Raw genomic sequence first — 13,178 nt, forward strand, 5'->3', positions numbered from 1 at the left:
CGGGGCTCCCTTCCTGGGAATCCGGGGTTCGCGTACCTGACCAGCCTGCCTCGCTCGACTACCGTCGTCCACATGACCACAGTGACGTCCGCCCCCGCCACCGCTCCCGCCGGCCAGGGCGTCGGCCCGCTGCTGCGGGCCTGGCGGGAGCAGCGGCGGGTCAGCCAGCTGGAGCTGGCGCTGCGCGCCGGCTCCTCCGCCCGGCACATCAGCTTCGTGGAGACCGGCCGCTCCCGGCCGAGCGAGGACCTGCTGCTGCGGCTCGCCGAGCACCTGGACGTGCCGGTGCGCGAGCGCAACGCCCTGCTGCTGGCGGCCGGTTACGCCCCGCGCTACCCGGAGACCCCGCTGGACGACCCGGCGCTGCGGTCGCTGCGGGAGGGCATGGAGCGGCTGATCCAGGGCTACGAGCCCTACCCGGCGCTGGTGGTCGACGCGACGTACGACGTGGTGGCCGCCAACCGGGGCATCCTGATGCTGATGGACGGCATGCCCGAGGAGCTGCTGGCGCCGCCGCTGAACGCGATGCGGCTGACGCTGCACCCGAAGGGCCTCGCGCCGCGCATCCGCAATCTGCGCGAGTGGCGCGGGCATCTGCTGGCCCAGATGGAGCGGCAGATCGCGCTGCACCGCTCGCAGCCGCTGCGGGAGCTGTACGAGGAGGTCGCCGCGTATCCGGTGCCCGAGCAGGCGCCGGGTGCGGAGCCCGAGGAGCCGGTGCCGTACTTCGCGCTGCCGCTCCAGGTGGAGCACGAGGGGCGGGTGCTGTCGTTCATCTCGTCGATCTCCACCTTCAACACCCCCATGGACGTGACCGTCGCCGAGCTGGCCATCGAGACACTGCTCCCGGCGGACCCGGCGACGGTCAAGTACCTTCACTCACTCATGTCCTGACGGTTCCTCAGGGCGGCGTGCTGGAGCAGGGCGAAACCGGCCACGGTGAGGGCCTGCAGCACCGTCCACACCGTGCCGGCGGTGCTGGGGTTCAGCCACAGGCCGAGGGCGGCGAAACTCACCGCCGACCAGGCGAGGTTGGCCTCGATCACGGCCTTCACCGGCAGTGCGGCGGGGCGGGACCTGGCAGCCAGCAGGCCCACCGCCACGGCGTACGCCGTGAGGAACGCGCCCAGTTCGAGCAGCAGGGCCCTGTCGACGCCGAGGAGGTCGGCCAGGGGGCCGGACGCGGCGAGGTAGGCGAGGCCGTTCGCGCCGGTCACCGCCGTGTCGAGAGCCAGGAAGCGGCGGAGCACTGCGTTGGGCTCGGAGGTGCGGGCGAGGGCGCTGAGTGTGGTGGCGGACATGGGAATCACCCTCCGGGAAGGTCGTGTTGTCTCGGTGGGACCACCATGCCGGGGAGCGCCTGTGGTGGTCGATTACCTGTGAGGTAATGACTGTGCGCCTACCGATCTGCCTGGTTTCCCACCGTTTGCGCCTGCTGACCGTCCCTGGTCGCTCGCGCAGTTCCCCGCGCCCCCTTACAGTGCTGGCGTGTCTAGGAGGCTGGGGTGAGTGAGCGGCGGCCTGCGCCCACGGTCGGGCAGGTGGTGCTCGGCAAGCGGCTGCAGGAGCTGCGGGAGGCGGCCGGGCTCAAGCGGGAGGAAGCTGCGAAGGTTCTGCGCGTGGCACCGGCGACCGTACGGCGGATGGAGATGGCCGAGGTCGCGCTGAAGATCCCGTACGTGCAGGTGCTGCTGGAGACGTACGGGGTGCCGCAGGAGGAGGCGGAGACGTTCGTCTCGCTCGCCGAGGAGGCCAACCAGCCGGGCTGGTGGCAGCGGTACCACGACGTGCTGCCGGACTGGTTCAGCCTGTACGTCAGCCTGGAGGGCGCCGCCCGGCTGATCCGCTCCTACGAGCCGCACTTCGTGCCCGGCCTGCTCCAGACCGAGGACTACGCCCGTGCCGTGATGGAGGCCGGGACGATCGGACAGCAGGGGTCCGAGGCCGTCGAGCGGCACGTGTCACTGCGGATGGAGCGCCAGCGGCTGCTGGAGCGCGCCGACCCGCCCCACCTGTGGGTGATCATCGACGAGACCGTGCTGCGAAGGCCCATCTGCGAGCGGCCCGAGGTGATGCGCGACCAGCTGGACCGGCTGCTGGAGGCCGCCGAGCGGGACCGGGTCACGCTCCAGGTCGCCGAGTTCGCGAGCGGCCCGCACCCGGGGACGTACGCGCCCTTCTCGCTGTTCCGGTTCGCCGAGCCCGAGCTGCCGGACATGGTGTTCACCGAGTATCTGACCGGCGCCCTGTATCTCGACTCGCGCCAGGAGGTCTCCGCGCATCTGGAGGTGCTGGACCACATCACGGCCCATGCCGCGTCCGGCCGGCGCACCAAGAAGATCCTCCAGGAGTACCGCGAGCGCTACTAGCCCCCACCGACTCTTCCTAGGAGTACACCCCGCATGACCGGATCCGACGCCGCATCCCCCCGTATCGACACCAGCCGGCCGCACCCGGCCCGGGTCTACGACTGGTGGCTGGGCGGCAAGGACAACTACCCGGTGGACGAGGAGCTGGCCCGCCGCATTCTCGCCGTCGACGGCACGGTGGTGCGCGGCGCGCGTGCCAACCGGCGCTTCATGCACCGGGCCGTCCGGACGGTCGCCGAGGCCGGCATCCGCCAGTTCCTCGACATCGGCACCGGCATACCGACCGAGCCGAACCTCCACCAGATCGCCCAGCGGGTCGCCCCGGAGTCGAAGGTGGTGTACGCAGACAACGACCCGATCGTGCTGCGCCACGCGGAGGCCCTGCTCGGCGGCACTCCCGAGGGCAGCACCGACTATGTGCACGCAGACGTCCGGGACGTCGACGCCCTGCTGGCCCGCGCCAAGGAGTCGCTGGACCTCGCCGAGCCCGTCGCGCTGTCGCTGGTCGCCCTCACGCACTACCTGGACGACGGGGCGTACGCCCTGGTGCGGCGGTACGTCGACGCGCTCGCGCCCGGCAGCTACCTGATCCTTTCGCAGGTCACGCCCGATCTGAACCCGGCGGCCATCGAGCAGGCCGCGGAGAACTTCCGGCGCAGTGGTACGTCCTTCCACCCGCGGACCCTGGCCGAGTTCTCCAAGTTCTTCGAGGGCCTGGAGCTGATCGGCCCCGGCTTCATCCCGGTGCACGGCTGGCGCCCCGAGGCGGAGGACGTGGCCGCGCAGGCGGAGGGCATCGTGCCGGTGTACGCGGGGGTGGCCCGCAAGCCCTAACCCGTTCGGGGTACCTCGGACGGCTCCCGTGAACAGGTGCGCTCCCTGGCCCGGCCCTAGGTTCGAAGAACCTGGCGAGCCAAGGGAGCGCACGTGCCCGAGACGCGGACCCCGCCCTCCGAACCGGGCGCGGCGCTGCTGCGGACCGGGCGCTCCTTCCGGCCCGGCACCCCGGCACCCGACCTGCACAGCATCGGCCTGGTCGGCGGGCGGGAGGCGGACGCCTTCTACCGGGACCGCTGGAGCCACGACAAGGTACGACGGGAAGGACGCCTGATGCCCTCGGACGCCGTGCTGTACCAGGCCGCAGCGCTCTGCCTGACCTACCCCGACGAGGATCTCCTCGACCGGCTGCCGCTGCTGCGCGAAGCCGCCCCGCAGCTGCGGGAGTTCACCGACCACGCGGCCGTCACCCCCGCGCGGGAGCTGGCCGAGCACTATGTGCGGGTCTTCGACTTCAAGAACCGGCACAGCCTGTACCTGAGCTGGTGGCAGGACGGCGACACCCGGCGGCGCGGAATGTCGCTGGTCCGCTTCAAGGACGTCTACCGCGCCCACGGTCTGGAGTTCTCCGGCGAGGAACTGCCCGACTATCTGCCCGCGGTGCTGGAGTTCGCCGCCCGCACCGGCGACACCGACCTCCTCGTCGAGCACCGTGAGGGTCTGGAGCAGCTCCGCTCCCGGCTCACCGACTTCGGCACCCCGTACGCCTGCATCCTGGACGCGGTGTGCGCGACGCTACCGCCCGCATCCGTTGGAGCGCGCCGATGACCGTCTTCCTCTGGGGCGTCCTGCCGTATCTCGCCTTCGCCCCCGGCAGCTGGGGCCGCGGCCGGAGCGGAGGGGGTGGGAGCGGGTGGGGCCGCCGCGCTAGGGCCAGACCCCGCGACGCCGGGCTGATCCAAGCGACAGGCCCTAGGCTGCGCCGCCCTTCTGTTCGCGTTCCTCGTCGACGATCTCGGCGTCCACCACACCCTCCTCGTCCTGCGGGGGCGCGGTCTCGCCGGGGGGCGTCTGCTGGCCCTGCGCGTACATCGCCTGGCCCATCTTCTGGCTGACGGTGGCGAGTTTCTCGATGCCGGTGCGCAGGGGGCCGGTGTCGGCGTTCTGCTCCAGCAGGGTCTTGAGGTCGGTGACGGCGGACTCGACCTCGGAGCGGGTGGCCTCCGGTACGCGCTCGCGGTTGTCGCGGAGGAACTTCTCCGTCTGGTAGACGAGTTGTTCGCCCTGGTTGCGGGCCTCGGCGTGCTCGCGGCGGGTCCGGTCCTCCTCGGCGTACTGCTCGGCGTCCCGCATCATGCGGTCGATGTCGTCCTTCGGCAGCGCCGAGCCGCCGGTGACGGTCATCTTCTGCTCGCGCCCGGTGCCCAGGTCCTTGGCGGAGACGTGCATGATCCCGTTGGCGTCGATGTCGAACGCGACCTCGATCTGCGGCACGCCCCGCGGCGCGGGCGGCAGTCCGGTGAGGTCGAAGGTGCCGAGCTTCTTGTTGTACGCGGCGATCTCGCGTTCGCCCTGGTAGACCTGGATGCCGACCGAGGGCTGGTTGTCCTCGGCGGTGGTGAAGATCTCCGAACGCCGGGTCGGGATCGTGGTGTTGCGCTCGATCAGCCTGGTCATGATGCCGCCCTTGGTCTCGATGCCGAGGGACAGCGGGGTGACGTCGAGCAGCAGCACGTCCTTGACGTCGCCGCGGATCACCCCGGCCTGCAGGGCGGCGCCGACGGCCACGACCTCGTCGGGGTTGACGCCCTTGTGCGGGTCCTTGCCGGTCAGCTCGCGCACCAGCTCGGTGACGGCGGGCATCCGGGTGGAGCCGCCGACCAGGATGACGTGGTCGATCGCGGAGAGCTTGATGTTCGCGTCCTTGACCGCCTGGTGGAAAGGCGTCTTGCAGCGGTCCAGGAGATCGGCGGTGAGCTCCTGGAACTGGGCGCGGGTGAGCTTCTCCTCCAGGTGCAGGGGGCCTTCGGCGGAGGCGGTGACGTAGGGCAGGTTGATGTTGGTCTCGGAGGAGCTGGACAGCTCGATCTTGGCCCGCTCCGCGGCCTCCCGCAGACGCTGCACGGCCATCTTGTCCTTGCCGAGGTCGATGCCGTACTGCCCCTGGAAGCGTTTGACCAGGTGCTCGACGATCCGCTGGTCCCAGTCGTCGCCGCCGAGGTGGGTGTCGCCGTTGGTGGCCTTGACCTCGATGACGCCGTCGCCGATCTCCAGCAGGGACACGTCGAAGGTGCCGCCACCGAGGTCGAAGACCAGCACGGTCTGCTCCTCGCCGCGGTCCAGGCCGTAGGCGAGGGCGGCGGCGGTCGGCTCGTTGATGATCCGCAGCACCTTCAGGCCGGCGATCTCCCCGGCCTCCTTGGTGGCCTGGCGCTGGGCGTCGTCGAAGTAGGCGGGCACGGTGATCACCGCGTCGGTGACGTCCTCGCCGAGGTAGGCCTCCGCGTCGCGCTTCAGCTTCTGCAGCACCCGCGCGGACAGCTCCTGCGCCCGGTAGCGGGTGCCGTCCACGGAGCCCTGCTCGGGGAAGCGCCACTGGCCGTCGCCCATGTACCGCTTCACCGAGCGGGCGGTGCGCTCGACATTGGTGACCGCCTGCCGCTTGGCGACCTCACCGACGAGCACCTCGCCGTTCTTGGCGAACGCCACCACCGACGGCGTCGTACGGGCGCCCTCCGCGTTGGCGACGACGGTGGGCTCACCGCCCTCCAGGAGCGCCACCACCGAGTTCGTGGTCCCCAGATCGATCCCGACCGCACGTGCCATCGCCGTCCCCTTCCACCAGGGTCTCCCCGATCGCCTGCACCTCCAGCACAGAACGTGAGCGGGCGCTTGTCAACGGGGCGCCCGGTGCACAGGGCCGCGGAACGGGATACGGCCCGCCTCCGGGGCGGGCCGTACTGTCCGTCGTCCGTGCCTGGTCAGGCGAGCTTCGCCGTGAGGGTGATCGGCACGGCCTTCAGGGCCTGGCTGACGGGGCAGCCGACCTTGGCCTTCTCGGCGATGGAGAGGAACTTGTCCTCGCCGAGTCCCGGAACCGTGCCCTCCACCGTGAGGTGGATGCCCGTGATGCCCTCGCCCGGCTGGAAGGTGACGTCGGCGGAGGTGACGAGCTTGGTGGGCGCCGTGCCGTTCTTGGCCAGCATGTTCGAGAACGCCATGGAGAAGCAGCTGGAGTGGGCGGCGGCGATCAGCTCCTCCGGGCTGGTCTTCCCGTTGGCCTCCTCGGCGCGCGAGGCCCAGGTCACCGGCTGCTGGCCGATGGCACCGGAGGAGTCGAAGGTGACGACACCGGTCCCCTTGAGGAGGTCGCCTTCCCAGACGGTGTGTGCGGAACGCGTGGTGGCCACGTTTCTTCCTTTCGGATGGACTTGCAGTGCCTCCATCCGATCACATTCCGGCTCAACTCACGCGGAAGATGGGCCCACGCGCGGTGAACGGCAGTCGTCCGCTCCGGGGGATCAGATAGGCGTGCTCGCGCCGCACCCGCAGGACGTCGCACCAGCCGTCGGTGATGATCAGCACCGGCGCCTGGGGCGGGAAGTCGTCCGCGCGGTGCAGCAGATCGATCCCGGGCTGCAGGACCGTACCGCCGCGCCCGCGCACCTGGACACGTCCCGCGATCTCGGTGACCGGCAGATAGCCCGCGTCGTGCGGGGCGGCGTCGCAGAACACCACGCGGGCGGCGGGCACGTCCCGCGCCTCGGCGTAGGAGGCGATGGCGCCCAGCGCCTTGCCGAGCAGGGTGTGGTTCATCGAGGCGGACGTGTCCAGCACCACCCCGAAGGTGCAGCGGGGGACCTCCTCGGGCGGGAAGTACCGGCCCGCGCGCGGGATGTGGGGCGTGGACGCCTGACGCCGGGCGGGCCGGGCGTAGGACCTGAGCGGTTCGGGGCGCGGCACGAACTCGTCGAACCAGCGCGCCAGTTGCGCGTCCCAGGGCAGCGGCGGGTGGCTGAGCGCGCGGATCTCCTCGACCAGACCGCCGGGCAGGAAGCCGCGCTCCTGCCGCTGGTGCAGATCGAGGCCGTGGGCCAGGCCCCGGCGGTAGAACTCGTCGAGGTCGACGTAGTCTCCGGGCGCGCCCAGCGGGCCGCTCAGGATGTCGCCGACGCCCTTGCCGCGCAGGGTGGCCAGGCGCCGGATGCGGCGCAGGTCGCCGGCGATGCGGTCGTAGGCCTCCTCGGCGGACAGGCCGGCCAGCTCCGGGTCGTACAGCAGCCCTTCGGGCATGGTGCCGACCCGCATCTCGCGCAGCCAGGCGTTGACGACGTAGTCGCAGGCGACGTTGAACAGCTGGGGGTCGCGGGTGCCGCAGCGGTCCTGGTGGCGCAGGGCGGCGTGCAGCATCTCGTGGGCGAGGACGAACCGCCACTCCTCGTCGTCGTAGCGGCACAGCGGGTTGACGTAGATCTCCCCGGACAGGGCGTCCACCGCGGCGATCGCGATGCCGTGCGCGCGGGCGAACTCGGCGTCGGCGACCAGCTTGATGCCGGAGGCGATGCCGCCGAGCAGCGGGTACGACGACACGAACCAGCTCAGCGCCCGCTCCCAGGGACGCCGTTCGGTGGGGCCGCCGGACATGGAGTCGCGGCGGCCGCCGGCCAGGTCCATCGCGGTCGACAGGGTGCGGGTCAGGGCGTGCGCGAAGGCGAGCTGCCAGTCGGGCACCTGGCCGTTCCAGGAGCCCCAGTCGACCAGCAGCTGGTCGGACTCCTCGCGCTGGTAGGCGGCCGGGATGCCGTCGCGGCGCCACAGGGCGGTGAGGCGCTCCTCGTCGCCGTCCGGGTAGGCGGCGGGCAGGTCCTCGGGCGGGCGGCCGACCCTGAAGGTCAGTAGGAAGCGGTCGACGACCGCGCAGCGCGCGGCCCGCTCGAACCGGTCGGGCTGGACGCGCGCCCCGTCGGCGGCGGGGACGTGCCCGAAGCCGAGGTGGATCAGGGCGTGCGCGACGGCCCAGGCCCACTCGGCGGGCTCGGCGCGAGCGGTGGGGTGCAGATGGACGGTGCCGTTGGAGTCGACCCGGGCGAGACCCTGCCGGGGCGCCGCCCGGCACTCCGGGTCCCGGCAGGTCTTGGCCTCCAGCGCGGCGAGCGCCGGGTTGGCCCACACCAGCCGCAGGCCCTCGGCGCAGGTCTCGGCGGCGGGGTCGGGCTTGGCCTTGGGCTTGGGCTTGGGCTTGGGCTTGGGCTTGGCGGGGCTCACCGCCGGGCCTCGACCAGCCGGGGCATGTCGCGGGCCGCCTCGACGAGGAACCAGGAGGGCAGCACGGGGTTGCCGTCGGCGTCGGAGGCGATGACGCTCTGGGCGACCTCGACGGAGATCTCCGCTAGCTGCACCAGCAGGGACTTGGCGCGGTACGCGGTCTGGCGGCCGTTCGCCGACAGGTGCTCCTTGGAGACCGGCAGCTCCTTGACCAGACGGCCGCGGAACGACTCGGCCAGGTAGTACAGCAGGTCGCGATCCTCGACGCGGCCGGGCCAGCGGGCGTCGCCCTTGAGGATCGCCTCGATGCCGAAACGGCTGCGCACGATCTTGACGTAGCCGCAGAAGGCGGTGGCGTGCGCCGGGGTCAGCGTGCCGTGCGCGAGGACCTTCAGTGTCTCCTCGTCGAGATCCTGGCCGAAGGAGTGCAGGGCGTCGGAGAGCATGTGCCAGGAGCGGGGCGTGGAGAACGGCTCCTCGGTCTTGGGCGGCTTGGACCACAGATGGTCGGGCCGGTCGGTGAGGTGGTCCAGGATCCAGGGGTGGATGCCGTTCTTCGCCGCCCAGACCAGCCAGTCCTTCGGCGAGGCCTCCAGATGGACGTGGGTGAGCCGGTTGACCAGCGCGGAGGCGATGGGGCGGGCGAGGGCGTTGTCGGTGGAGCGGTTGCCCGCGCCGATGACGATCGAGCCCTTGGGCAGCTCGTAGTTTCCGATCCGGCGGTCCAGGATCAGCGAGTAGAACGCCTTCTGCACATCCGGCGTGGCCGCGTTCAGCTCGTCCAGGAACAGGCAGTACGGCTCGTCGCGGGCGATCGCCTCGGGCGGGCAGAACACCGACCGCCCGTCGCGGATCTGCGGCACCCCGATCAGGTCCTCGGGCGCGAGCTGCGTGCCGAGCAGGCTCACGCACTCCAGCCCGAGGGACTCGGCGAACTCCCTGACCAGGGAGGACTTTCCGATGCCGGGCGCGCCCCACAGGAACACCGGCCGGACGGTGGCCAGGCCCAGCAGAAGGTCGGGGACACGGGCGGGAGTGACGGTGACGGCGGCCTGCAACGCAGGGGCTCCTCAAGGGGGTTTGGGGTCGTATGCCCTCACAGTGTGTGCGTACGACCCCCCGCGCGCAGCCGAATTTCAGGCGGTGCGCTGCCTGCGGGCCGCCAGCCACGCGTACACGAGGACGCCCGCGAACAGGAACAGCACGCCCTGGTAGACGGCCGCGTACCCGGCGCCCGCGACCAGCCACATCGAGAACCCGAACGCGACCGCGGCGATCACGGCGTCGCGCACCAGGCGCGCCTTGTTCACCTGCTCGCCCTTGACGAGGTGGAAGATCTGCGCGGCGGCCGCCAGCAGATAGGGCACGGTCGCGGTGAAGGTGGTGACGAGGACGAGGATCTCGAAGACCTTCGCCGTGCCGGCCGTGTAGTTGTAGATCGTCAGCAGGGAGGCGAGGACGACCGTGACGGCCACGCCGACGGTCGGCACGCCCCGCTTCCTGCGGGTGAACGCGGCCGGGAACAGGCCGTCCTTGGCGGCGGCGTACGGGGTCTGGGCGCTGAGCAGGGTCCAGCCGTTGAGGCAGCCGGTCATCGACACCAGCGCGGCGAGGGCGACGGCCCAGCCGCCCCAGGTGCCGCCGAACATGGCGTTCACGGCGTCCGAGAAGGGGGCCGCGGAGTCGAGCAGCTTGTCGTGGGCGACCGTGCCGAACACGGCGAGGGTGCCCAGGAGGTAGACGAGGGCGGCGCCCGCGGTGCCGATGACGGTGGCCCGGCCGACGTTGCGCCGCGGGTCGCGGACCTCGCCCGCGCTGACGGCGGCGGACTCCACGCCCAGGTAGGAGAAGAGCAGGATCGCGGCGGAGGCGGACACCGCGCCGATCGCGCTGTCGTCACTCGCCCGGAACGGCCCGAGGTTTCCGGCGTCGAAGAAGAACAGCCCGCCGACGGCGACGAGCAGCAGCGGGGCGAACTTCAGCACGGTGGAGACGAGCTGCACGGCGCCGACGTAGCGGGTGCCGGCGAAGTTGGCGAGAGCGGGCAGCCACTGGACGCACAGGGCGGCCAGGCACGCGGTCCACTTGTGGTCGTTCACCGGGATCAGCACGTCCAGGTAGCCGACCGCGGCGACCGCGAGGGCGGCGTTGGAGACCCAGGTGGTGATCCAGTACGACCAGGCGGCGAGGAAGCCCGCGAAGTCGCCGAACGCCTCACGGGCGTAGACGTACGGGCCGCCTGTTCGCGGGTCGCGCTCGGCGAGCCGGCCGAAGACCAGGGCCAGGGCGATCGCTCCGACGGTGAGCACACCGAAGGAGACCAGGCTGATGGTGCCGAAGGGGGCGACCGAGGCCGGGAGGAGGAAGATGCCGCCGCCGATGATGTTGCCCGTGACCAGGGCGGTGGCGACGGGAAGGCCGAAGCGGCGGGCGTGCCTGCTGGGTGTGGGGGTCGCCTGCTCGGGGGCCGGAGCCGGTGCGGTGACGGTTCCGGAGTCGTGCATGGGGTGGTGCGCCTCTCATCGAACTGACGCCCGGGATCGCCGGGACGGCGCCCATGGTCGGGCACCGTCCGGCGGCCCTCCAAATCACGCGCTTTTGTCCTGTACGACCCCGTCCGGCACCGGAAAAGGTGCGAGGCCGCCGCTCCTCGGCCGCGAATCGTCCAGCAGCACCTGAGGGCCGTCCGACTCCCCCATCCAGCGCCGCAGCACCCGGTGGATCTGCTCGGCGCCGACGATCTCCGCGGGCGGTGCCGAGAAGGCGAGCGGGGACAGCAGGAACGGCCGGCCCTGCTCGCCACCGAGGCCGCCGTGGGAGCCGATCTGCTCCTCGAAGGCCAGCACCTCGCCGTCGGCCGGGTCGTGGAAGGAGTTGACCATGATGTCGGCGGTGTGCGGGAAGGAGTGCGTGCGCCGCACCGCGTCGGCGGCGCCCGGCCCGAAGGCGGCCAGCGGGCCGCGTCCGTCCACCAGCTCGGCGACCGGGATCTCGGCGCCGTACGCCCCGAGCACCACACCGTCGTGCTCCTCGCTGCGCACGAGGAGGAAGCCGATGCCGGGGTGGTTGGCGAGGGTCGGCAGCAGCGCCGGGTGGCGGGCGTCGATCTCCTCCTTGGTCATGCGGTGGGGCACGTCCGGGAAGGAGACCAGGCCGAGGTTGCCGGAGGCCAGCACGACCGGCTCGCTGCGGCGCGCGGGACGGTACTCCTCGGCGCTCTCCTCCACCGGCCGGCGCAGCGCCGCTCGGACCGCCGCCCGCGCCTCGGCGCCGCTGTGGGTGCGCTGCGCCCTGCGCGGCACGGGCAGTCCGCAGCCGGCCCGCACCAGGTCGCCGAGGGTGAGGCCGTAGCGGGCGCGGAAGGTCTCGCCGGGGCTCTGGCCGTGGTCGGAGAGGATCACCAGGCGGTAGGGGCGCGGGGCGTGCTCGGCGACCTTCTCGATCAGCGCCAGCGAGCGGTCGAGCCGGGCGAGGACCTGCTCGGCGTCGCGGCTGTGCGGCCCGGAGTGGTGCGCCACCTCGTCGTACGCCACCAGGTCGGCGTAGACGGCGGTGCGCCCGGCGAGCAGGTCGCCCATCACGGCGGCGACGACGACGTCCCGCTCGACGACGGTCGCGAAGGCGCGGATGAACGGGTAGAGGCCGCCGCGCCCCACCCGGGGGCGCTGCCGGCGCAGCCGGGCCCGGACGGACTGGGCGACCTCGCGGCCCGCCTCGGCGACGAACGACAGGGCGGTGCGCACCGCGTTGGCCGGGTCGGAGAAGTAGGCGAAGTACCCGGCGCGGGAGCGGGTCTCGCGGCTGCGCCGCCGGGCGGCGATGGACAGCACCAGGGCCTGCTCGTCGGCGCCGCCGCTGAACAGGTTGCCGCGGCTCGCGCCGTCCACCGTGAGCAGCCCGCCGTCCCCGGTGCGCTCGACGGCCCGGCGCTGCAGCTCGACGGCGCTGGTGGGCCGGTTGCACACCATGACGACCTGGCTGTCCTTCTCGTACCAGCGGAAGGCGGGCACGTCGAAGGTGCTGCCGTGCAGGATGCCGAGCTGGCTGGCGCCGGTCTGGCTGGACCAGTCGGTGCGCCAGGGGGTGAGCCGGTGGGTGGCGGGCGCGCCGGGAGCGCCGTGCAGCCAGCGCTCGACGGTCGGCATGAGCCCCTTGGCGACGGCGTCGGCGAGCACGGCGTGGCCCACGCCGTCCAGTTGCAGGAAGACCGTGCCGGGCGTGGCGGGGCCGGGCACGGGCAGGGCTCTGCGGCGGCGGTCGGCCAGCCGGTACAGGCGGCGCCGGTAGGCGTCGTCGTCGCGGACGGCGAGGGCGGCGCCGGTCGCGGAGGCGACCGCGGACATCACGGCGGCCACCACGACCGCGGTCTCCCAGGCCGCGCCGCCCCGCTCGGCCGGGTTCAGGCGCAGCGCGAGCAGCAGCAGGGCGCCGTTGAGGAAGAACACCAGCAGGCCCAGCACCAGCGCGGGCACGAGCAGCAGCAGCCGCACGAGCAGCGGCCACACCAGCGCGGAGAGCAGACCGAAGGCGCCCGCGCCGAGCGCGGCGGTGACCGCGATGCGGGTGGCGCTGTCGCCGTCCGGGGACTGGAGCTGGAAGTCGGGCAGCAGGCCGGCCAGGACGAGCATGGTGAGCGTCGACACGGCCCACACCGTGGTGCTCCGGCCGATCTGGCTCACCACCCGCCGCCAACGCCGTCCCAGCACCCCGCACACCTCACGTCCCGTGCCCGTCCCCACGGCGGGCCCGGCATCCAGCCTGGCACAC

11 protein-coding genes are annotated in these 13,178 nt (G+C 72.3%); 4 read left to right on the forward strand and 7 right to left on the reverse strand.

Features of this window, described 5'->3' with window-relative positions; all coding sequences use genetic code 11:
* The first annotated feature begins 72 nt into the window (after positions 1 to 72).
* The gene (locus ACIQ6Y_RS03470; protein WP_404032238.1) at positions 73 to 894 is read left to right on the forward strand and encodes a helix-turn-helix domain-containing protein; all 822 of its coding nucleotides are present in this window, start codon (positions 73 to 75) and stop codon (positions 892 to 894) included.
* On the opposite strand, the gene ACIQ6Y_RS03475 is transcribed toward ACIQ6Y_RS03470, so the two are convergent.
* A complete protein-coding gene (locus tag ACIQ6Y_RS03475; RefSeq protein WP_404032240.1) occupies positions 876 to 1,301 on the reverse strand; it encodes a hypothetical protein in 426 nt (141 codons plus the stop codon). The genes ACIQ6Y_RS03470 and ACIQ6Y_RS03475 overlap by 19 nt on opposite strands.
* Positions 1,302 to 1,505: 204 nt before the next feature.
* Here ACIQ6Y_RS03475 and ACIQ6Y_RS03480 point away from each other — a divergent pair, with 204 nt between their 5' ends.
* The 3 genes from ACIQ6Y_RS03480 (at position 1,506) to narJ (ending at position 3,974) form a co-directional block, all read left to right on the forward strand.
* Positions 1,506 to 2,369: a helix-turn-helix domain-containing protein gene (locus tag ACIQ6Y_RS03480; protein ID WP_404032243.1), complete on the forward strand. Its 864-nt coding sequence runs from the start codon at positions 1,506 to 1,508 to the stop codon at positions 2,367 to 2,369.
* A 33-nt stretch (positions 2,370 to 2,402) separates the two neighbouring features.
* Positions 2,403 to 3,203 carry an SAM-dependent methyltransferase gene (locus ACIQ6Y_RS03485; RefSeq protein ID WP_404032245.1) on the forward strand — a complete coding sequence of 267 codons (801 nt, stop codon included), beginning with the start codon at positions 2,403 to 2,405 and terminating at the stop codon, positions 3,201 to 3,203.
* 276 nt (positions 3,204 to 3,479) lie between these two features.
* On the forward strand, positions 3,480 to 3,974 hold the full coding sequence (narJ, locus tag ACIQ6Y_RS03490; RefSeq protein ID WP_404033675.1) for a nitrate reductase molybdenum cofactor assembly chaperone: 495 nt from the start codon (positions 3,480 to 3,482) through the stop codon (positions 3,972 to 3,974).
* A 144-nt stretch (positions 3,975 to 4,118) separates the two neighbouring features.
* Here narJ and dnaK read toward each other — a convergent pair whose 3' ends face one another.
* From dnaK to ACIQ6Y_RS03520, 6 genes are all read right to left on the reverse strand, one after another.
* A complete protein-coding gene (gene dnaK / locus ACIQ6Y_RS03495; RefSeq protein WP_404032248.1) occupies positions 4,119 to 5,972 on the reverse strand; it encodes a molecular chaperone DnaK in 1,854 nt (617 codons plus the stop codon).
* A 155-nt stretch (positions 5,973 to 6,127) separates the two neighbouring features.
* Positions 6,128 to 6,556 (reverse strand): OsmC family protein, encoded by a 429-nt coding sequence (locus tag ACIQ6Y_RS03500; RefSeq protein ID WP_404032251.1) that lies wholly within the window; start codon positions 6,554 to 6,556, stop codon positions 6,128 to 6,130.
* 52 nt (positions 6,557 to 6,608) lie between these two features.
* Positions 6,609 to 8,411 carry a hypothetical protein gene (locus ACIQ6Y_RS03505; protein WP_404032254.1) on the reverse strand — a complete coding sequence of 601 codons (1,803 nt, stop codon included), beginning with the start codon at positions 8,409 to 8,411 and terminating at the stop codon, positions 6,609 to 6,611.
* Positions 8,408 to 9,469 carry an ATP-binding protein gene (locus ACIQ6Y_RS03510; protein ID WP_404032257.1) on the reverse strand — a complete coding sequence of 354 codons (1,062 nt, stop codon included), beginning with the start codon at positions 9,467 to 9,469 and terminating at the stop codon, positions 8,408 to 8,410. The genes ACIQ6Y_RS03505 and ACIQ6Y_RS03510 overlap by 4 nt, the downstream gene beginning before the upstream one ends.
* A gap of 78 nt (positions 9,470 to 9,547) precedes the next feature.
* Complete coding sequence (locus tag ACIQ6Y_RS03515; protein WP_404032260.1) at positions 9,548 to 10,915, reverse strand: amino acid permease; 1,368 nt, start codon at positions 10,913 to 10,915, stop codon at positions 9,548 to 9,550.
* An 84-nt stretch (positions 10,916 to 10,999) separates the two neighbouring features.
* Positions 11,000 to 13,117, reverse strand: a complete 2,118-nt coding sequence (locus ACIQ6Y_RS03520; RefSeq protein ID WP_404032262.1) for a phage holin family protein — start codon at positions 13,115 to 13,117, stop codon at positions 11,000 to 11,002.
* Positions 13,118 to 13,178: the final 61 nt, after the last annotated feature.

The sequence above is a fragment of the Streptomyces sp. NPDC096205 genome, assembly GCF_044763135.1.
Classification (GTDB): Bacteria; Actinomycetota; Actinomycetes; order Streptomycetales; family Streptomycetaceae; genus Streptomyces.